Consider the following 20,123-nt stretch of genomic DNA (forward strand, 5'->3'; position numbering starts at 1 on the left):
ATGTTCCTTCTGCTCAGACTTCTCGCCGCTCTCGCGGTGGCCGTGACGGCCGTCGCGAACGCCACCTTTGCCGTTGCCGAACCGGAGGAGAACCCCGGTATCGGCTGGCGGCAACTCGGGCTGCCCGATCGAATCGACATCGTCGGTTCCGACCAGCCCAACGACGTCGCCCTTCCGGTGCCGCCCGGCGTGGTGCCAACCGTGCTGACCGGATTCATCGGATCGGTGGTCAACGTGGTCGCGGGGCGGGTCGACGTAGTCGACGCAGCCGGTATGGTGCTCGGCGGCATCGTCGTACCCGCGGACCAGAGCACCGTGTGGTTCGCCGTCGACACCGCCAACGCCAAGATCGTCGAGGGCAAGGCCAAGCTGAGTTTCGTTCTGCGTGACGGTAATCAACACGTCGACGGTTGCACTCGCCCACCCACCGTGGCCCTCACCCAGCTCGCCACCGTGTTCTCCGGCGACGTGCCCAACCCCGCCACGATCGCCGACTTCCTGCCTGGCTATCTCGAACGCATCGTGATCCGGGTCGGGCCGGACCCCGCCACCGATGTGCAGCAGGCAGCGCTGAGCCTCGTCGCCAAACTCACGCACCTGTATCGGCCGATCCCCGTCCGCATCGACGTGGACACCTCCGCCGAGATCACCCCACCAGGGGGCCCGCTGCAACGAGTGGTGGACATCCGGCACAGCGCGGATTCCGGCATGTTCATCGAGCATCCCGGCACCCCCGAGGCGGCCCTGGTGATCTCTGGCTCCGGCACCGACCTGCTCAACCAGACCCAGCTGTTCGCCGACCGACGAGTGGCACTGGCCCAAACCGCCGCCGCGAGCGTCGATTCGGTCGTGGACGACAAGCCCAAGACCACCACCATCAAGACCTTCGACGAACTCGGGATGACCACTTCAACGTCCGTGCAGGGCAGCACGACTCAGTATGTCGGTTTCGACACCGCGGCCTTCGGAGTCGGACCCGTCCAGCACGCCAGGATCCACGTGCTGGCCAACTACACGCCGATCGTCCGTGGTGAGGGTTCGGTGGTGATCCGGTCCGGATCGACCATCGTCGCCTCCCGGGTGCTCGACGACTCAGGACAACTCGATGTCACCGGTGACATCCCCAAGGAATCCATCACGTCCAACGTCGGAATAGCCGTCGAACTGCGCTACGTACCGCAGCAGCAGTGCGCACCGCCGTCGGATCGAATCACTTTCACCCTGAATCCGGCGTCGACGGTCACCGTCACACCGGGCACCGACAACCGCGGTGGGTTCCCGGTGCTGCCGGGTGCCTTCACCCCGGACTTCGATGTGGCAGTCACCGATGCGCACGGCATTCGGTACGCCTCCCACGCGATCAACCTGATGGGCCAACAGTCCAGTGTGATTCTGCAGCCGCGGTTGACCCCGCTGGCCGAGACCGGTGGGTCGGGCGCCGGCCTGCTCGTCGTTGCCCCGGGCGACGTGCTGCGCGACGCGGGGCTGAACGCACCGCTGCTGACCGGAGCCGACCACACCATCCTTGTCAGCGGCCTTCCCGTCACCGGGATGAATCTGAATGGGCCGGTGGGCGTCATCCAGGCGTTCACCGCTGCGGACCGCAACGTGTTGGCGATCAGTGGTTCCGCGGAACTGATCGAGCGAACCTTCGACCACATCCGCGGCCTGGAGGGGCGCTGGGCGTCGCTGACCGGTGATGTGGTCGCGACCGGGGCGGCCGGCGTCCCTGTGAATCTCACCGTGCGGGAGGGCGGTGCGCTGGTCAACGAGTATCCCGGTGACGGGTGGCGGTGGTGGGCGGTGGCCTCCGGGCTGATCGGGACGCTGCTGGTGATCGGCGCCGTTGCCGCAGTGCTGACCCGCCGTCGAAACCGCAATCGCGAATAGGCCCGTGACCATCGCCGCATCGGCGCCGAGCGCTCCGACCCCAGCCCCGGTGGAGCGCCCGCCGCACCGACCCCGACGCACAGTGGGCCTGGCACTGTTCGCCGGACTGACTGCGTTGTACTTCGCCATCGGCGCAGTGCTGGTCCTGCGCTACAACCTCTTCGATCCCGACTCCCCGAGTCGGGTGGCCAACGCGGGTTACGCGGTGATGAGTCGTCATGCGCATCTCTCGGCCATCGGGTTCGTCTGGAATCCCCTTCCCAGCCTCGTTCAGATTCCGCTGATGGGCCTGAGTCACTGGTGGCCGGCGCTCAAGACACACGGTCTGGCCGGTGTCATTCAAAGCTCGATGTTCATGGCCGCGGCCGCGGTGATGATCCGCCGGATCGCGCTGGACCGAGGGCTGGGTACCGCGTGGGTGTGGTTGGCAGTGGGATGTTTCGCGCTACAGCCGGCGATCATCGTCTACGGGGCATCCGGGATGAGCGAGGCGGCGCAGATGTTCTGCGTCCTGTGGGCGGTCCGCTACCTCCTGCTGTGGGTGGATTCCCAGTGGCCTGGACACCTCGGTTGGGCCGGAATCGCTTTGGGAGTCGGATATCTCGCCCGATACGAACTCGTCCCTGCCGTATGCGGGGTCATGCTGCTGATCGCCGTCCTCGCCTGGCTGCGCCCACCGCCGGGCGAACGGCTCGCGAACCTGCTGCTGTCCGTCAGCATCGTGGCCTTCCCGATCGTTCTGAGCGCGGCGATATGGGCGATCACCGGATGGATCGTCAGTGACCAGCTTTTCGCGACGGTCTCGTCGCAGTACGGCAACGAGAGTCAGGTGTCTGCCGCGGCAAGCCACGGCGGACCACAGGGCCTGGCAGCGTCCTCGGACTGGGTCGTGATCTCGGCCCGTCTGCTCGGCATGCAGCCGTTCGTCGTCATCGCGGTCGCCGGCGCGGTGGCACTCACCGTGCTTACCCGCAGGGTCGAACATCTGGTCGCAGTCGCCGCGATCGGCCCCATGGTCCTGTTCACGATGTGGGGTCAATACTCGTCGCTCACCTTCGGCTGGTTCAGGTTCTACCTGATGGCAGTCCCGCTGGTGCTGTGCATCGCGATGACCTGCTGGCGTCCCGGTGCCGAGCGGCCGACGCGATGGCACACCGGCACTCCGGTGGCGAAACTGGGCGCTGTGCTGATCTCGCTGTCGATTGCGGTCGGCTTCCCAGTGACGCTGCTGGCCTCCGCTGACCCGCGGATCGGCAACCAGCAGTTGCAGTTCGGCCTCATGTCGCTCATCCGCGACGGCGATGAATCCAGCGAGGGCCAGTGGTATCGGCGCCTCCTGGTCACCGACCGCACACTGGCCGACTACTTCGACCGACGGAACCTGCCGGACGGCTCGGTCCTCATGGACAGCTTCGTCACCTGGGGGGTCTGGTTGGAGTCCGACCGCCCCCACCAGTTCGTCATCACCAGTGACTACGACTTCAGGGCTGCCCTGAATCGGCCGTGGGACTTCGGAGTTCGATACATAGTCGCGGTCAATCCAACCGTGACCGACGCGGACGCCGTCAACCGGCGATACCCGACTATATGGGCCGACGGTGCCGGGATCGGAATGCTGGCGCTCACCGTCTACGGCGCCACCGGCGACGAGCGGTTTCGCGTCTATGAGGTCATCGAACCCCCCTCGTCGGTGGTCGACGAGCCGTCGGCGTCGACGGGGTGATCAGCCCACCAGCACCGCCGCAAACGCCGAGCAGAACCAGTCCACGTCCGAGGACGAGAACACCAGCGGCGGCCTGATCTTCAGCACATTGCCGTCCCGCCCACACACCGAGATCAGCACGCGCTTCTCCCGCATGGCATTGACGATCGTGTGGGCCCTCGCGCGATCGGCCACGCCTGCGTCGTCGACCACTTCGACACCGATGTACAACCCCGCGCCGCGCACCTCGCCGATGGTCGGGTTGTCGGCCGCCAGCGCGGCCAGTTCGGTGCGCAACGCTTCGCCGACCCGTGCGGCGTTGTCGATCAGGCCCTCGTCCTCGATCACGTCCAACACGGCGCCGGCGGCGGCCATCGACACCGGGTTACCACCGAAGGTGTTGAAGTAGGGCACGCCGCGCGCAAACGCCGACAACACCTCCGACCGCGCGGCCATCGCCGCCACCGGCAGTCCATTGGCCATCGGCTTGCCCATAGTCACGAGATCGGGCGTCACGCCGTGGCGGGTGAATCCCCACATTCCGTCACCGGTCCGGCCGAATCCCGGCTGGACCTCGTCGGCGATGAACACCCCGCCGGCCCTGCGCACCGCGGCCACCGCGGGGGCCAGCACCGTTGGATCCGGATGGATGCCGTCCGAGGAGAAGATGGTGTCGACGATCAACGCACTGCACCCGTAACCGGCGGCCCGCAAATCGGTGATGGCGTCCTCGACAGCGGCCAGGAACCGCGACGCGGTCTCCTCCCCCCACCGGTACGCGTCCGGCGCCGGCACCGTGCGCACATGGGCGCCGACGCTGGTCGCCCCGCCGATCGACGGCGAAATCGCGGTCACCGCTTCGGTGTTGCCGTGGTAGGCGTCGCTGGTGATGATCACTCCTGTTGCGCCCGTGGCCATGTGCGCCACGCGCAGGGCGAGGTCGTTGGCCTCCGAACCGGTACACGCATACATCACCTGGTCGACCTCGTCGGGCATGGTCTGCAGCAGGCGCTGCGAGTAGCCGACGATGCCGTCGTGCAGATAGCGGGTGTGGGTGTTGAGCAGTCCAAGCTGGCGCGTCACCGCGGCGACCACGCGCGGATGACAGTGCCCGACGCTGGCGACATTGTTGTAGGCGTCCAGGTACGGCGTGTCCTGCGCGTCGAAAAGCCGCGTGCCCTGGCCGCGGACCAGGTGTACCGGCCGTTCGTAGAACAGCCGGTACGCCGGGCCCAGCACCCGATCGCGCGAGGCGATCAGTGATTCGGAGTCGGGATCGAGGCCCTGGCCACCGCTGTAGCTGTTGGAATCCATGATGTTGGAAAACCCCTGTGCGGAAACCATTTTCCCGGCTCCTCATTCCTGTCTCTCGCTGAAGTGGTGTCAATGCGCGTGCGGCGTGGGCGTCACCGTTCGTGCGCCTCCTCCAGAACGGTCCGGCCCAGATCCGAATAGCGCTGCGGATCTTTATATTTGAGGTAGATGGCCAACACGATACCGGCCACACCCACCGCGCCGACCACAAACGGGATGGCGCTGAAGACCCAGTCACCCGCGGCCGCCCCGGCCGCGAACGACGCGTTCTTGGTCAACAGGTAGATCACGTACGCCATGCCGAGACCGCCGAGAAGCGGCGCCAGGAACGTCTTGAACCAGTGCGCGGTCTCGGGATGGTTCTTGTGCACGTGGAAGTACGAGATCACCGAGAACGCAGCCAGTGCCTGCACGATCATGATGGCCGTCGTGCCGAGCAGGGCCATCAGGCCATACAGGCCCGTGTACGGGTCGCGGCCGGTGAGGTCGAAGAACAGCACCACCACCGTCGCGAATCCGGTCTGCACGAACCCGGCGATGTGGGGCGATCCGTGCACCGGGTGCGTGGCTCCGATGGTCCGGCGCATACCCGGGACGACATTCTCACGGCCCAGGGCGTACAGATAGCGCGCGGCGCAGTTGTGGAACGCCATGCCACACGCGAACGATCCGGTCATCAGCAGGATCTTGAACATGTCGACGGCCCACATGCCGAAGTGTTCGTGCACGGGCGTGAAGAAGATGTCGCCGGCGGTCGACGCGTCCTGCGCCAGGGCGACGGCGTTCTCCGGGCCGGTCCCGACGATCGCCAACCACGACACCAGCACGTAGAACACGCCGATGCCGACGACCGAACTGACCACCGCGATCGGGATGATCTTCTTCGGGTTGCGGGACTCCTCGCCGTACATGGCCGACGACTCGAATCCCACCCACGACCAGAAGGCGAAGAACAGGCCGACACCGGCGGATCCCGCGACCGTGATCATGCTGCCGTCGGTTCCCGCGACCTCACCGGACAGGCTCGTGAAACCGTTCAGCGGGTTGAGCGATCCCCACGACCAACCCTGCGGGCCACCTCCGGTGAACAGCACCGAACCCGCCATCAGCGCGAGCATGATGATCTCGGTGATCAGGAAGACTCCGAGCACCTTGGCCGCGAGGTTGATGTCGAAGTAGGTCAGCACCGTGTTGACCGCGAGCATCACGACCGCGAACACGATCCATGGCACATCAACCCCGAAGAACGACTTGAAGAGATCGTTGCCGAAGAACGAGAAGATGCCGATCAGGGACGCCTCGAACACCATGTACGCCAGTGCGGTGAGGAATCCCGCGCCCAGACCGACGATTCGGCCCAGGCCGTGCGAGATGTATCCATAGAACGCACCGGTCGCCGTGATGTGCCTGCTCATGGCGGCGTAGCCGATGGCGAACAGGGTCAGGACGATCGTCGCGACGAAATATCCCGCCGGGGCGTACGCACCGTTTCCGAAACCGACTGCGATGGGCACGTTTCCGACCATCGCGGTGATCGGTGCGGCCGTGGCCACGGCCATGAAGAGCACGCCGACCAGGCCCACGGCGTTGGGTTTGAGTCGTTGTACGGATGCGCTGGATCCGGGAGAACCGGATCCAGCGGAAGGGGTGTCGATGGTCTCGCTCATTGTGATCCCGCCTGACTGCGCCGAATACCAGCCCCCTAATTGGTCTGGTATTGCCGAAGCCCCGGCACTGCAAGCTGTTCCGGGGCGGTGTGGATGCAATCGCTGACGACTCTGTCGCACGATGACGACAGAAGCTACTGACCCGAGGAATGCTGGTCAACTCCAAAAATTAGCTGTGAGAACGCTGTCAGTGCACCACATGTTGCAGGACGTGTCCGCGATGAAACGTCCATGTTAAATCGTCTTTTTTGGTCTGCTCGACGTCGCGTTCTGGTCCAGAATCTCCCCTATGCCTGGACTGCCCGAAGACCACGAGCGCTTCGCTCGGGCGGCCCTGGGCGCCTACGGACGCGCCCCGGACACGCCCCTGCGACTGCTCAGCCTCTCGGAGAACGCGACCTACCTTGTGGGCGACGTAGGGGGTGACGAGGGGTGCGACGACGAACCGGTGGTGCTGCGGGTGCATCGCCCCGGCTACCACAGCGTGGAGGAGATCCGATCCGAGTTGGATTGGATGGCCGCCCTGCGCACGCAGACTTCCGTGCGCACACCGGAACTCGTTCCGACCGTGACGGGTGAACCGGTGACGGCCGCGCACGTGGGCGACCGGATGCTGTACGTCGACGCGGTGAGCTACATCGCGGGGTGCACGGCTGAAGAGGACCCCGACGTGGTCGGATTCGACGCACTGGGCGAGCTGACGGCGATCATGCACCAACACGTGCAGTCCTGGACCGCACCCGCACACTTCACCAGGTTCCGCTGGGACCTCGACGCCATTCTGGGCCCGCATGCCCGCTGGGGTGACTGGAGGGCGGCGCATGCGTTGACCGCCTCCGATCGCGCGGTGATCGAACGGGCCGCCACCGAGATCACCGGCAGGCTCACGGAATTCGGCATGGACCCCGACCGGTTCGGCCTGGTCCACGCCGACCTGCGCCTGGCCAACCTGATGGTCGACCCGAACGCACCCGAGAGCGGCATCACCGTGATCGACTTCGACGACTGCGGGTGGTCCTGGCACCTCGCCGATTTGGGTGCGGTGGTGTCGTGGATCGAGGACACCCCAGCCGCGGAACGGATCGTCTCCGACTGGCTCTCGGGGTACCTGACCCGCCGACCCCTTCCGCCAGAGGACCTGGCGATGATCCCGACGTTCGTGATGCTGCGCCGCATCCATCTCACGGCGTGGACCGCCTCGCATCACGACGCCGATGCGGCCATCGCCGTCGGACCCGAATTCGCCACGGGTACAGCCGCGTTGGCCCACCGTTACCTCGACGAGCCGGACTGGCTGGCAGAAGCCATCGCCCGCGCCGACCAGCACGCGACCAGATAGGAGAATCCCATGTTCGACCTTCAGGGCCGCTCGGTGTTGATCACTGGGGGCAGCAAGGGCATCGGTCGCGGAATCGCGACAGTCTTCGCCAAAGCGGGCGCCAACGTCGCGGTGTCGGCGCGCTCGCAGGACCAACTCGACACGTGTGTGGGCGACTTGGACGGACTGGGCTCCGGCAAGGTCATCGCGGTGCGTGCCGACGTCAGCGACCGGGACTCGTGCACGGCGCTGGCCGAGGCCGTCACCGACGCGTTCGGCGGCATCGACGTGCTGTGCGCGAACGCAGGCATCTTCCCCGACGCGCGGTTGTCCACCATGACCCCCGAACAGTTGGAGGAGGTGCTCGGCGTGAACGTCAAGGGCACCTTCTACGCCGTACAGGCCTGCCTCGACGCGCTGACCGCCTCGGGCTCTGGGCGTGTGATCCTGACGTCGTCGATCACCGGCCCCATCACCGGCTTTCCCGGCTGGTCGCACTACGGTGCGTCCAAGTCCGCGCAGTTGGGCTTCATGCGCACGGCCGCGATCGAACTGGCACCCCATGGCATCACGGTCAACGCGATCCTGCCCGGCAACATCTTGACCGAGGGCCTGGCGGACATGGGACCGGACTACCTCGCGGGAATGACCCGCAGCATCCCGGCCGGTGCGCTGGGCACACCGGAGGACATCGGCCACCTCGCGGCGTTCCTGGCCACCCGGGAGGCCGGATACATCACCGGACAGTCCATCGCCGTGGACGGCGGGCAGGTGCTGCCCGAGTCCCCGGACGCGGTGACCCCCTAGCGGCAGGCTGCAGGCCGTGGAGGAGTCGGCCGGGGGGCCCGTCGCCGAGGACGTCCGTCGGCGGATTCTGTCGATGCTGGCGCGTGGGGACCTGCGGCCCGGCTCGCGGTTGGGCACCGAACGTGAGATGGCCGCGTCGTTTGCGGTGTCCCGCGCAACGCTGCGCAGCGCGCTGCTGCCGCTGAGTCAGGCCGGGGTGCTGGAGCGCCGAACCGGCCGCGGCGGAGGCACGTTCGTGCGCGCCGACATCGTCGAGCGCAGGGCGGCCGAACTGGCCGGACTGCCCGCGCGGCTTCACTCCGGCGGGCACACCAGCGCCACCAGGGTGCTGGCGACGGACCGCAGGACGGCGACGCCAGCCGAGGCGGCGGCACTCGAAATCGCCAGCGACGCCGAGGTGTTCCTGATCCGTCGGATCCGGTGCGCCGACGGTGTGCCGTTGTCGGTGGACCAGGCGTGCTTTGTCGCCGAACAGGTTCGGGACCTGCTGGAGCAGCCACTCGGCGGCTCGCTCTACGAGCTGCTGCGGATCCGCTACGGCCTGGTCCCGGCCAGCATCACCGAGACCATCGAGGTGGTCAGTGCCAGCCCGCGGGAGGCGCTGTGGCTCGAGATCGCCCAACGCAGGCCGCTGCTCGCGATCACCAGGGTCGCGCGCGATGCCCGCGGCCGGCCGTTCGAGTACGCCTACGACCTGTTCCGCGCGGACCGGGTCCGGTTGACCGCCACGATGTCGACCGCGGAGATCACGCCCGCACACCGCGAGCGGCGAGGTACCGACGGCCGAGTGGAGCTCGCTGTCTAACTCTGCCCGCGAGCCCCCTTACTCACCCGCGAGGGGGCTGGGGTCCGCGGGGCGTCTGTACGGGAAATCGCGGCGTGTCGCGTACCAACGCGGCCGTTCGCAGCGGAGATGTCGGCGGAAACTCAGCCCAGCTTGCGCAGCCGCGGCTCGAGATCGCGCTGGAACAGTTCCAGGAACCGCCGCTGGTCATGGCCGGGTGCGTGGAACACCAGGTGGTTCAACCCCCAGTCCACGTACTGCTTGACCTTGGCCACGGCCTCATCCGGATCCGAGGCGACGATCCAGCGCTTGGCCACCTGCTCGATGGGCAGCGCGTCGGCGGCCTTCTCCATCTCAATCGGGTCGTCGATCGAGTGCTTCTGCTCAGCGGTCAGCGACAGCGGGGCCCAGAACCGGGTGTTCTCCAGCGCGAGATCCGGGTCGGTGTCGTAGGAGATCTTGATCTCGATCATCCGGTCGATGTCGTCGGCGTTGCGCCCGGCGGCCTCGGCGCCCTCCTTGACGGCCGGGATGAGCTTGTCCTTGTACAGCTCTTCGCCCTTGCCCGACGTGCAGATGAAGCCGTCACCGGCGCGGCCCGCATACTTGGCCACCACGGGCCCGCCGGCGGCGATGTAGACCGGCACACCGCCTTCGGGAACGTCGTAGATCGAGGCGCCCTTGAGGCGGTAGTACTCGCCGTCGAAGTCCACCCGGTCGCCGAGCCACAGTTCGCGCATCAGCTTGACCGACTCACGGAGTCGCGCGAAGCGTTCCTTGAACTCCGGCCACTCCCCGACGTAGCCGGTGGCGATCTCGTTGAGCGCCTCTCCCGTGCCGACGCCCAGGAAGATCCGGCCCGGGTACAGGCAGGCCATGGTGGCGAAGGCCTGCGCGATGACGGCAGGGTTGTACCTGAACGTCGGCGTCAGCACCGACGTGCCCAACTGTAGGTTCTTGGTCCGCTCTCCGACCGCGGTCATCCAGGCCAACGAGAACGGTGCGTGGCCCCCCTCGTGGCGCCACGGTTGGAAGTGGTCGCTGACCGTGGCACTGTCCATCCCGTGCTCTTCGGCGGCCACCGCAAGTTCGACGAGTTCGCGCGGCGCAAACTGCTCCGCCGAAGCCTTATATCCCAGTTTGAGTTCAGCCACAATGTCCTTTCTACTCCACATCCCTTTCCGGACTGCGCGCCACTAGACTTCGGCGCATGACAGCCGCGCGCGTCGAGCTGAAACAGGTCACCGACTCTGTCCACCTCGCGCAGACGCCGCTGGTGAACTGGACGCTGGTGATCGGTTCCGAGGGCGTCATCCTGATCGACACCGGGTTCCCCGGCGACCGCCCGCAGGTGCTCGCGTCGCTGCGTGAACTGGGCTGCGCCCCTGAGGACGTGGCGGCAATTCTGCTCACGCACGCCCACATCGACCATTTCGGCACCGCGATCTGGTTCGCCGCCGAGCACCGCACCCCGGTGTACTCCCACGCCGACGAAGTCGGACACGCCAAACGCGAATACCTCGAGCAGGCGTCGCCCGTGGCCGTGGCGCGCCATGCGTGGCAGCCGAGATGGTTGAAATGGTCGTATGACATCGCCCGCAAGGGCGCGTTCAACCACGCCGGAATCCCGTCCACGAAACCGTTCTCCGAGGACGTCGCGCGGACGCTGCCGGGCCGACCGGTCGCCATCCCGACGCCCGGACACACCGGCGGGCACTGCTCATTCCTGGTCGACGGTGTCCTGGTGTCCGGTGATGCGCTGGTCACGGGGCATCCGACCTCGGCGCGGCGCGGGCCTCAGCTGCTGCACCACGTGTTCAACCACGACGAGTTGGGCTGTGTGCGCAGCCTCGGGGCACTCGCTCTGCTCGAGACCGAGGTGCTGATTCCCGGGCACGGCGACCTGTGGCACGGGCCCATCCGAGAACTCGCCGAGCGGGCCACCCCTAGACGCCGATGAGTCCGAGGTGTTCACGCAGCGTCGTTCCGGCATAACCGGTGCGGAACACGCCGCGCGCCACCAGCACAGGAACCACGGAGTCGACGAACTCGGTCAGACCGTCGGCGGGCACCGTGAAACCGGCGCACGCAGCGGACTGCACGCGCGAGATCATCTCGTCGGCCACCCGCTCGGGTGTTCCGCCGAACGCCGACACGTCATGAAAGTCACTGCCTGACACCAGAACCGGATGTCCACCAGGGCCCGTGGGCAGGGTCGCCAGCCCGCGCGCGACGAAGTGGTCGCCGGCGAAGTCGACGGACCGGATCCGGCCCGGGTCACTGTAGATGCCGGAATCGGTGTCGGCCAGCACCGCGTCGTCAGCCCAGGAGTCCCAGAACTCGTGCACCAACGCGACGAATTCTCGGGCGCGGGTGGCGTTCTCAGTACCGGTGACACTCCACCCGGCTCGGCCGGCGCTGAGGTGGTCCAGCGTCGCGAGCTGCCGTGAGACCTCGAAGGGTTCGGCGGACTCGATGTCCACAGCGGCGACCAGACCGATGCGTTCGGTCGCACCGGACACGGCCGCGAGCGTCGTCAGTGGATCGGGCCCACCCTGGTGCAGCACAACGAAGTCGAACCGGCCCCGCTCCGCCGTGCGGCCCAGCGACGTGATCTCGTCAGGAGCGCCGGAGAACATGGCGGCCAGGTGGATCTGGCTGCGGCCGAGCCCTTCTGACGTCACAGTCCCCACCGCTGCGCCAACAGTTCGTGGCTGCGCAGTCGGTCGGCGTGCCCGTGGGTCACCGAGGTGATCACCAGTTCATCGGCCCCGCTGAGCCTCTGCAGCGCGCTCAAGCGCTGCGCCACCTGATCCGGGTCCCCCACGAACTGTGTCGCGGTGCGGTCTTTGACGACGGCGGCCTGTTCCTCGCTCAGCGGCGGGCAGTCCTGGGGATCCGGGTAGAGCACGGCACCGCCCTGAGCCCGAATCGAATACACCCAGTGCCCATAGCTCGCGGCCAGTCGGCGCGCGGTGGACTCGTCGTCGGCCACCACAACGTCCGCCGAGATCACCACGTAGGGTTCGGCGAGTGCGGCCGACGGCTGGAACGCGGCCCGGTAGGCCTCGACGGCCTGGAGCGCCGTGGCGGGCGTGATGTGGTAGCTGGCCACGAATGGCAGCCCGCGGGCTCCGGCGACCTGTGCGCTCTGCCCCTTGCTGCTGCCGAATACCCAAGGTGTCAAACCACTTCCCTCACCCGGGACCGCATGCACGTCGACACCGTCGACGGCGAAGCTGCCCTCGATCATGTCCAGGATGTCGGCCACCTGATCGGCGAAGTCGGGCGCGGGCACACCGGGAGTCGTCAGCACGCTCGTCGCGGCTTTCATCCGCGCATTGGACATCACGGCCCGCACATCGAACGGCGGTGGGATCACGACGCCGTCGATCTCCTGCCATTCCCGCGGCGGACGGGGCGGACGGGGCTCGCGCGGGCGTTCACGCTGCGCCTCCGTGCGTCGCTGCCCGGATCGCCCAATCCCGAAGTCGATGCGGTCGGGATGCAGCGCCGCCAGGATGCCGAAGCTCTCCAGCGCCGCGATCGCGGTGGTGAAACCCAACTGGACGGCCGCCGCCCCGACGTGAATGTGGTTGGTGGCGGCGGCGATCTGTCCGGCCAGCACCGCGGGCTGCGAGCTCGCGACCGCGACGAAGTGGTGCTCGGCCAGCCAGTAGCGCCGGTAGCCCCACCGTTCGGCGTGCTGCGCCAGGTCGACGGCATTGCGCAGCGCGGTGGCGGTGTCGCTGCCCGCGCTGATCGGCGCGAGGTCCAGAACAGACAGCGGGACAGTGTTCGAATCACTCATAGCGGAGCCACATTTCGGTCGGCAGTACGTCGAAGTCCCAGGCGGGCGCGCAGTGTCTCGGAGTTTCGGTACGCGGAGCGAAACCGCCCGGTGCGCTGCAGCAGGGGCACCACACGATCTACGATGACGGGCAGGTCCCGGTGCTGCACGGCAGGACGTAACCTCACGCCGTGCACTCCGATGTCGTGCCAGCGCACGATCAGGTCGACGATCTCCTCCACGCAGCCGTCCAGAATCGCCGCATCCGAACCGAATTCGGTGTCCCCGCCGAAGGTGACGACCACGTCGGCATAGACCAACAGGTCCCCCAGCGCTGTCACTTCAGCGAGGATCGCGCGCAACTCGTCGTCGTCACTGGGCGTGATGAACACCAGATCAGCTGCGGCGGCGGCAAACTCGTAGATCCGGGTGGTATGGGCCAGGGCCGCGATCACCGGGTGGCCCTGCGGTGGCGGTGGGTCCGCGTCGTCCCAGCAACGCCGCGCGGCGTCGACGAAGCCCATCGCGTCGTCGAACAGAGCGCCGGGCTCGGCAGCCGCGCCGCCGAACAGTGCGGCCTCGTGCGCCGACGTGCTGACCCGCACCTGCCAGCCGGCCCGGCCGGCCGACACCGCGTCCAGCGTGGCGATAGCCCCGGCCACGCGCCGCGGCGCGGTGTGCGTCACGGTGGCCACCGGGATCACCCCGATGTGCTCGGTGGCGGCGGCGATGCGCGCGGCGGTCAGCACCGCGTCACCCCGGCCCGCGAGCCGGCCCGGGCTGATCTGGGCGCGCCGCCCGGGTTGCGGCGTCAATGCGTCGTCGACGGAGACGAAGTCGAGCAGGCCCCGCTCGGCCGTCACCGCCAGCGCGGCCCAGTGGTCGCCCGACAGCACCGACGGGGCATCCGGGTCGTCCCGCAGGGTGGTCCGCCACGCCTGCCGGTGCCAGCCATAGCCGTCCAGGGCCACGGCGACGTGCAGTTCGCCGCTCACCTGAGCACCTTCTCGAAGGCCACCGGGTACACCGGTCCCGCCGCGGGCAGCGGTTCGGACAGGCGGACGTACCCCGCCGATTCGTAGAGGCGCTCGGCCTCCGGTTGCCGGTCCCCGGTCATCAGGTAGACCCTGCGGTAGCCACGCTGGACGATATCGACCTCGAGTTCGTCCAGGACGCGGCGAGCGAAGCGGCGCCGACGGTACGGCGTGTCGGTCCAGATGCGTTTGAGCTCGGCGGTGGCGGCGTCGAAGCGGCGGAATGCCCCACCCGTGACGGGCACGCCGTCGAGCAGACCGACGATCAGTGCCCCGTCCGGCGCCGCGAACTCCGCAGCCGGATAGTTGAGCAGTGCCTGCCGATGCCGGTCGACCGCACCGCCGTAGCGCTGCGAATACTCGGCGGCCAGCGCGTCCAGCAGTGGCGCGGCCAGGGGGTCGTCCTGCGCGACGCGCACGAAGACCAGAGCTTCACCGGTACCGATCACCACACCAGGGTCCAACGTGGGGCCGCGGAATGCATTCCTGCGCCCAGTTCTGCTCACCGCGAGGCCAAGTTCGCCCTTGTCGCGCAAAAGTTGACACATGTAAAGTCCGGCGCATGGACAACATCCGGGGTAAGACCATCGCGATCACGGGAGCGGCCCGCGGCATCGGTTACGCGACCGCTAAGGCCCTGCTGGCCCGCGGCGCGCGCGTCGTGATCGGCGACCGCGACGTGGCCGTCCTCGACAAGGCGGTCGGCGAGTTGATCCGCCTGGGTCAGGCCACCGGATATCCCGTGGACGTGACGGACGCCGAATCCTTCGCGGTGTTCCTCGACAAGGCGCGCACCGACGGTGCGGGCCACATCGACGTGCTGATCAACAACGCGGGCGTGATGCCCGTCGGCCCGTTCCTGGAGCAGACCGACCAGGCCATCCGCACCTCCGTCGAGGTCAACTTCAACGGCGTGCTCACCGGGTGCCGCCTGGTGCTTCCGGAGATGGTCAAGCGCCACAGCGGGCACATCGTCAACATCGCCTCGATCGCCGGCATGGTCGCCGTGCCCGGTCAGGCCGTCTACGCGGGAACCAAGTTCGCTGTCGTGGGTCTGTCCACCGCGCTGGCCGACGAGTTCGCGCCGCAGGGCGTCAACGTCAGCGTCGTCCTCCCGACGTTCACCAACACCGATCTCATCTCGGGCACCAAGGCCACGGGCGCCCAGAAGCCCGTGCAACCCGAGGACATCGCCGCGGCCGTCGTCAAGGTGCTCGACAAGCCCTCGATCACGCATCTGTCCGTGCCCGGCCCGCTGCGGGCCGTCGGCGCCCTGACGCAACTGCTCCCGGCCCGGGGCCGGCGCTGGCTGTCGCACAAGTTGGGCAACGACACGGTGTTCCTGAACTTCGACGCCTCGGCCCGGGCGGCCTATGAAAAGCGCGCCCAGAACGCCACCGGCGTGCAGGAGAAGCCCGACACCTGATCCGGTCCTAACCCGGTCCCGCCCGCATGATCCGGGCGAGTTCGGCCCGCGACGAGGCTCCCACGCGCTGACAGGCCCGAAGGATGTGGCCCTCCACGGTGCGCACCGACGTCACGAGCTTGTCGGCGATCTCCTTGTTGGCCAGTCCTGCGGCCACCAACTCCGCCACCTCCCGCTGACGGCCCGTCAACGGTGTGGGTGTCGCTGGGCTGCGCGTCGCGGGGGTGCACAGGCCGCCGCATTCCTGGGCCAACTGCGCCGCGACCGAGGCCGCGAACAGGCCCCGGCTGCGGGACTGTGCGCCCGTGAACGCCACCGCGGCCTGGGCCGCGGCGTCGGCCGCCGTCGCGCGGTCGCCCACCTGCTGGTAGGCGGCCGACGCCGCGAGCAGACCCTCGCCGTCACGGGCCAGCAGGGCCTTGGCGTGCGACGCGACGGCATCGGCCAGCGGAAGCCGCAGCTGCGCGGCCAACTCACCGGCCCGCTGTGCGACAACGTCGAGGCCGTCGCGCACGCCCCACTGCACAGCGGCCTGCAGGCACGCCAGTTCGTGGGTGGGCTGGCCACGGCCGCGGGCCACGGCCGCCTCGGCCAGCACGGTGTCGATCGCCTCCTGCAGCGATCCGGCCGCCGCCAGCGCCCATCCCGTCGCGAGTGCCAACCCGGTCTGCATGAACAACGCGTCCGGTCGCACGCTCTGGCGTGCCTCGGCCAGCATCTCCGCGGCGGCCTCGGCCTCGCCCAGCTTGGCGTGCGCCTCGGCCAGGGCGAAGACGCACGCGGGTCGCAGACCCGTCGTGACGCCGTGCTTCTCGACCCCGGCCAGCGCCTCGTGCAGCTTCTTGGCCGCCGTCCCCACGTCGCCGCTCATCAGGTCCGCGACACCCGCCATGAACACCAGGTTCGCGTAGGCCAGGCTCGGCATGTCCTGCGCCAGCGCGGAGAGCGTGTCGGCCGCGCGCCGGCACTCGTCGATCCGGCCCGTCAACCGGCACGCCCGCGCATACACGCCGGCGAACCAGAACCGCATATGCGAGCTCTCATACGAATTGGCGGCCCGCTCCTGCGCGGCCCGCGTCACCACCCCGATCTCCTCGGCATGTCCCAGCGCACCCGCCGCCATGACCAGAGCCACCGCCGCGAGCATCGCGTTCTGGTCCGACAGCGCACCCGAGTCCAGCGCAATGCGTGCCTTGCGTTCCGCCTCCGAACACCTGGCGAACACCGCGTCCACGCACGCCTCGACCGAGTACCGGACGGCTCGCTGGTCGTCGGTCTCGTCGGGGCCGGCGAGGGCGGCCAGCAGTTCCTCGGCCTCGCGCGGGCGTCCCAGCATCCAGATCAGGTTCGCGGCCCGCAGCGTGGTCCAGCGGTGGCGATCGCCGACGTCGCGTTCCGACAGGTCGCGAAGGAACCCCTCGGCACCGTCGCCGTCACCGGCCAGGAATCTGTTGACCGCCATGACCTCAGCGGCGTCGTCGGACCCCGCGTCGGCAGCGGCCTTGGCGAACCTCTCCGCGAGGTCGAGGTCCAGCAGCTTCATGGTGTGCCGCGCAGCGTCGGTGAACAGCGGAGGATCCGGCGGCAGGTCGGACTCCAGCGTCAGCAGCGCGCGCCGCACCGTGACCTGCGGATCCCCGTCCGTGTGACGGGCCAACCGCTGCGCCAGTGCGCCGCGGACCTTCGACAGGTACATCTCCCCCACCGCGGCCCGGCGCAGTTCGCCGAACAGTGGGTGGGCCAACCGCATCGACAACAGATCGTTGCTGCGTTCGACCGTGATGAGCCGCATCTGCTCGGCGGCCTCCAGGGTCTCGCGGCCGACGAGGTCCTCCAGCACGTCGACGCGCAGGGGTTCACACTGCGACAACGCATCGACCACCGTGGCCAACTCGGGTGACAGCCGATCCAGTTGGTTGCCCACCAGGTCCGTCATGTTCTGCGAGACCGCGACGTCACCGTCCCAGATCCACACCCCCGCGACCTGGCGGACCCGGCCCGCGGCCACCTGGTCCTTCAACAACTGCTGCAGGAAGAGTGCATTTCCGCCGGTGAGCCGCCAAAACCGTTGGGCACTGCGAGCATCCACGGGACCCTCAAGCACAGCTTCGACCATGGCCCGCGCCGACTCGGCCGACAGCGGTTCCAGGTCCAGGCGCGCCAGCAGGCCGTCCTTCCACAACGCGCGCACGGCGTCGGGTTCCCCGGCTCCCGTGCGGACCGTGACCACCAACCGGGCCTCGCGCGTCTGCGCCAACTGATGCACGACGTGCGCCGAGAATCCGTCGAGCAGATGGGCGTCGTCGATGCCGATGGTGATGCGGCCCTGACGTTGCTGGGAGACAAGAGAATTGATTACGCGCCGCACGCTGGGGCTCGGCTCGTTGATGGTGTCGCCGAGCGCTGCCATGAAGGCACCCAGTGGAATCGGCCGCGCCGATGCCGTGCCAACCACCCAATTTGTCCGCGTGCCGGCCGCGGCGGCCTGGGTCAGCAGTTCACGCGCAAGCCTGGTCTTGCCCACGCCCGCAGGCCCGGCGATCACCACGCCCGCGTAGTTGCCAACCCCACTCAGCGCCCGACGAAGTGTCGCCAGTTCACTGTCCCGCCCGGTCAGCGCCTCCCCGCTGATCACGGGCCGACTATAACCCCGTCGGGCCTTTCAGTTGGGGCTAACGACCATTCGCGGTCAGGACAGCGCCTGATCCAGGTCGGCCAGCAGATCCTCGGTGCCCTCCAGGCCGATCGAGATGCGCACCACGCCGTCGCCCAGACCGATCGCCGCGCGACCCTCGGGCCCCATCGCGCGGTGCGTCGTGGTGGCCGGGTGCGTGATGAGCGATTTGGCGTCGCCGAGGTTGTTCGAGATGTCGATCAACCGCAGCTTGTCGAGCACCTCGAAGGCACGCTGCTTGCCGCCGTCCTTAGGCGCGTCGAGTTCGAACGTGACGACGGTGCCGCCGCCGGACATCTGCTTCTTGGCCAGTTCGTGCTGCGGGTGCGACTCGAGGAACGGGTAGCGGACCCAGCGCACCCCGGGGTGGCCCTCCAGGAACTGTGCGATGCGCAGCGCCGAGGCGGTGCTGTGGTTGACGCGGAGGGCAAGCGTCTCAAGCCCTTTCAGCAGCGTCCAGGCATTGAACGAGCTGATCGCGGGGCCGGTGTGCCGCATCAACGTCTGCACCGGGCCGTCGATGTACTCCTTGTCGCCCAGGATCGCCCCGCCGAGGACGCGGCCCTGCCCGTCGATGTGCTTGGTGCCCGAATACACGACGACATCGGCACCCAACGGCATTCCCTGCTGCAGCAGCGGGGTGGCAAAAACGTTGTCCAGCACCACCTTCGCACCTGCAGCATGCGCGAGTTCGCTGACGGCGGCGATGTCGACCAGCGACTGCATCGGGTTGGACGGGGTCTCGAAGAACACGGCCTGCGTCGGCTTACTGAGCGCGGCCTCCCACTGCTCGAGGTCGTCGCCGTCGACGAACACGGTCTCGACACCCCATCGCGGCAGGATCTCGTTGCACACCACGAAGCAGGACCCGAACAGGCTGCGGGCCGCCACCAGGCGATCCCCGGCGGACAACAGCGCGCCCAGTGCGGTGAACACCGCGGCCATGCCCGTCGCGGTCGCGAAGGCCGCGGGCGCGTCCTCGATCAGGCGAAGCCGCTCCTCGAACATCGTGATCGTCGGGTTGCCGTAGCGCGAGTACACGTAGCGGTCGATCTCGCCGGTGAACGCCTTCTCGGCGTCGGCCGCGCTGGCGTAGACGTACCCCGAGTTCAGGTACAGCGCCTCGGCGGTCTCCTCGAAGTTCGAGCGCAGCAGGCCGCCCCGCACACCGATCGTGGCCTGGCTGACGCCGTCGGGAAGCGGCTTGGGGATGCGGACGGAGGGCACCTCGCTCATGACTGCACCCACGGTAGGCCCACGGCGCGCCATCCGGTGCCGCCGCGATGCTTCTGGTCGTCGAGGTTGCCCTCGAAGCCGTCGAGCACGTTGTAGGACGGGCCGATGCCGGCCTCGGTGGCTGCCTCGGCGGCGCCGATCGAGCGGTTGCCCGACCGGCACAGGAAGATCACCGGACGCTCGCCGGGCGTGAGGCCGGCGGCCAAGAGGTCGTCGACGAACCCGTCGTTGCGGGTTCCGTCGGTGCGATTCCACTCGATGAACACGGCGTCGCGGCCGAGGCTGGACACGTCAGGCACCCCGACGAACTTCCACTCGGCGTCGGTACGACAGTCGACGAGCACCGCATCCGGGTTGTCGCTGAGTAACCGCCACGCCTCTTCAGGGGTGATATCGCCTGCATAACTCACGTGTCCGAGTTTTCCACATCAACGCAGACGGCTTGCAGCGAGACCACCCGCATGCGACCCCCGGCACACAC

General features: G+C 68.1%; 17 protein-coding genes. 7 read left to right on the forward strand and 10 right to left on the reverse strand.

The window, feature by feature from the left end; all coding sequences use genetic code 11:
* Nucleotides 1-1,890 (forward strand): hypothetical protein, encoded by a 1,890-nt coding sequence (locus G6N34_RS20600; RefSeq protein WP_085151624.1) that lies wholly within the window; start codon nt 1-3, stop codon nt 1,888-1,890.
* 4 nt (nt 1,891-1,894) lie between these two features.
* Nucleotides 1,895-3,613, forward strand: coding sequence for an ArnT family glycosyltransferase (locus G6N34_RS20605; protein WP_234812866.1), 1,719 nt, complete (start codon nt 1,895-1,897; stop codon nt 3,611-3,613).
* Here G6N34_RS20605 and G6N34_RS20610 read toward each other — a convergent pair whose 3' ends face one another.
* Both G6N34_RS20610 and G6N34_RS20615 read right to left on the reverse strand, forming a co-directional pair.
* Complete coding sequence (locus G6N34_RS20610; RefSeq protein WP_234812867.1) at nt 3,614-4,936, reverse strand: aspartate aminotransferase family protein; 1,323 nt, start codon at nt 4,934-4,936, stop codon at nt 3,614-3,616.
* 62 nt (nt 4,937-4,998) lie between these two features.
* Nucleotides 4,999-6,573 carry an APC family permease gene (locus tag G6N34_RS20615; protein WP_085151627.1) on the reverse strand — a complete coding sequence of 525 codons (1,575 nt, stop codon included), beginning with the start codon at nt 6,571-6,573 and terminating at the stop codon, nt 4,999-5,001.
* Between the two features lie 289 nt (nt 6,574-6,862).
* Between G6N34_RS20615 and G6N34_RS20620 the strand changes: the two genes are divergently transcribed.
* From G6N34_RS20620 to G6N34_RS20630, 3 genes are read left to right on the forward strand one after another with little or no spacing between them, the layout of a single operon-like run.
* Nucleotides 6,863-7,912: a phosphotransferase enzyme family protein gene (locus G6N34_RS20620; protein ID WP_085151628.1), complete on the forward strand. Its 1,050-nt coding sequence runs from the start codon at nt 6,863-6,865 to the stop codon at nt 7,910-7,912.
* A gap of 9 nt (nt 7,913-7,921) precedes the next feature.
* Nucleotides 7,922-8,698, forward strand: a complete 777-nt coding sequence (gene fabG, locus G6N34_RS20625; RefSeq protein ID WP_085151629.1) for a 3-oxoacyl-ACP reductase FabG — start codon at nt 7,922-7,924, stop codon at nt 8,696-8,698.
* A gap of 16 nt (nt 8,699-8,714) precedes the next feature.
* The gene (locus G6N34_RS20630) at nt 8,715-9,503 is read left to right on the forward strand and encodes a GntR family transcriptional regulator (protein ID WP_085151630.1); all 789 of its coding nucleotides are present in this window, start codon (nt 8,715-8,717) and stop codon (nt 9,501-9,503) included.
* A 122-nt stretch (nt 9,504-9,625) separates the two neighbouring features.
* Here G6N34_RS20630 and fgd read toward each other — a convergent pair whose 3' ends face one another.
* The gene (gene fgd / locus G6N34_RS20635) at nt 9,626-10,636 is read right to left on the reverse strand and encodes a glucose-6-phosphate dehydrogenase (coenzyme-F420) (RefSeq protein ID WP_085151631.1); all 1,011 of its coding nucleotides are present in this window, start codon (nt 10,634-10,636) and stop codon (nt 9,626-9,628) included.
* Between the two features lie 56 nt (nt 10,637-10,692).
* On the opposite strand from fgd, the gene G6N34_RS20640 reads away from it, so the two are divergent.
* Nucleotides 10,693-11,442 (forward strand): MBL fold metallo-hydrolase, encoded by a 750-nt coding sequence (locus G6N34_RS20640; RefSeq protein ID WP_085151632.1) that lies wholly within the window; start codon nt 10,693-10,695, stop codon nt 11,440-11,442.
* Here the strand turns inward: G6N34_RS20640 and G6N34_RS20645 are convergent.
* The 4 genes from G6N34_RS20645 to G6N34_RS20660 are packed head-to-tail and all read right to left on the reverse strand — an operon-like array spanning nt 11,429 to nt 14,758.
* Nucleotides 11,429-12,166, reverse strand: coding sequence for an LLM class flavin-dependent oxidoreductase (locus G6N34_RS20645; protein ID WP_234812868.1), 738 nt, complete (start codon nt 12,164-12,166; stop codon nt 11,429-11,431). The genes G6N34_RS20640 and G6N34_RS20645 overlap by 14 nt on opposite strands.
* The gene (locus tag G6N34_RS20650; protein ID WP_085151633.1) at nt 12,163-13,293 is read right to left on the reverse strand and encodes an LLM class flavin-dependent oxidoreductase; all 1,131 of its coding nucleotides are present in this window, start codon (nt 13,291-13,293) and stop codon (nt 12,163-12,165) included. The genes G6N34_RS20645 and G6N34_RS20650 overlap by 4 nt, the downstream gene beginning before the upstream one ends.
* On the reverse strand, nt 13,290-14,267 hold the full coding sequence (locus G6N34_RS20655) for an LLM class flavin-dependent oxidoreductase (protein ID WP_085151634.1): 978 nt from the start codon (nt 14,265-14,267) through the stop codon (nt 13,290-13,292). Before G6N34_RS20655 ends, G6N34_RS20650 begins: the two co-directional genes overlap by 4 nt.
* Nucleotides 14,264-14,758: a GNAT family N-acetyltransferase gene (locus G6N34_RS20660; RefSeq protein ID WP_234812869.1), complete on the reverse strand. Its 495-nt coding sequence runs from the start codon at nt 14,756-14,758 to the stop codon at nt 14,264-14,266. The genes G6N34_RS20655 and G6N34_RS20660 overlap by 4 nt, the downstream gene beginning before the upstream one ends.
* A 110-nt stretch (nt 14,759-14,868) precedes the next feature.
* Between G6N34_RS20660 and G6N34_RS20665 the strand changes: the two genes are divergently transcribed.
* On the forward strand, nt 14,869-15,732 hold the full coding sequence (locus G6N34_RS20665; protein WP_085151636.1) for an SDR family oxidoreductase: 864 nt from the start codon (nt 14,869-14,871) through the stop codon (nt 15,730-15,732).
* Between the two features lie 7 nt (nt 15,733-15,739).
* Here G6N34_RS20665 and G6N34_RS20670 read toward each other — a convergent pair whose 3' ends face one another.
* The 3 genes from G6N34_RS20670 to G6N34_RS20680 are packed head-to-tail and all read right to left on the reverse strand — an operon-like array spanning nt 15,740 to nt 20,052.
* Nucleotides 15,740-18,367, reverse strand: a complete 2,628-nt coding sequence (locus tag G6N34_RS20670) for a LuxR C-terminal-related transcriptional regulator (protein WP_085151637.1) — start codon at nt 18,365-18,367, stop codon at nt 15,740-15,742.
* A 54-nt stretch (nt 18,368-18,421) separates the two neighbouring features.
* On the reverse strand, nt 18,422-19,642 hold the full coding sequence (locus G6N34_RS20675; RefSeq protein ID WP_085151638.1) for an O-succinylhomoserine sulfhydrylase: 1,221 nt from the start codon (nt 19,640-19,642) through the stop codon (nt 18,422-18,424).
* A complete protein-coding gene (locus G6N34_RS20680) occupies nt 19,639-20,052 on the reverse strand; it encodes a rhodanese-like domain-containing protein (RefSeq protein ID WP_085151639.1) in 414 nt (137 codons plus the stop codon). The genes G6N34_RS20675 and G6N34_RS20680 overlap by 4 nt, the downstream gene beginning before the upstream one ends.
* Between the last annotated feature and the right edge of the window lie 71 nt (nt 20,053-20,123).

This window comes from Mycolicibacterium confluentis, assembly GCF_010729895.1.
In the GTDB taxonomy this organism is placed as follows: domain Bacteria; phylum Actinomycetota; class Actinomycetes; order Mycobacteriales; family Mycobacteriaceae; genus Mycobacterium; species Mycobacterium confluentis.

Coding starts and splice junctions, on each gene's coding strand:
- G6N34_RS20610 (WP_234812867.1), bottom strand. CDS start 4,936: ATGGTTTCCGCACAGGGGTTTTCCAACATCATGGATTCCAACAGCTAC.
- fabG (WP_085151629.1), top strand. CDS start 7,922: ATGTTCGACCTTCAGGGCCGCTCGGTGTTGATCACTGGGGGCAGCAAG.
- G6N34_RS20675 (WP_085151638.1), bottom strand. CDS start 19,642: ATGAGCGAGGTGCCCTCCGTCCGCATCCCCAAGCCGCTTCCCGACGGC.
- G6N34_RS20620 (WP_085151628.1), top strand. CDS start 6,863: ATGCCTGGACTGCCCGAAGACCACGAGCGCTTCGCTCGGGCGGCCCTG.
- G6N34_RS20600 (WP_085151624.1), top strand. CDS start 1: ATGTTCCTTCTGCTCAGACTTCTCGCCGCTCTCGCGGTGGCCGTGACG.
- G6N34_RS20665 (WP_085151636.1), top strand. CDS start 14,869: ATGGACAACATCCGGGGTAAGACCATCGCGATCACGGGAGCGGCCCGC.
- G6N34_RS20640 (WP_085151632.1), top strand. CDS start 10,693: ATGACAGCCGCGCGCGTCGAGCTGAAACAGGTCACCGACTCTGTCCAC.
- G6N34_RS20615 (WP_085151627.1), bottom strand. CDS start 6,573: ATGAGCGAGACCATCGACACCCCTTCCGCTGGATCCGGTTCTCCCGGA.
- G6N34_RS20650 (WP_085151633.1), bottom strand. CDS start 13,293: ATGAGTGATTCGAACACTGTCCCGCTGTCTGTTCTGGACCTCGCGCCG.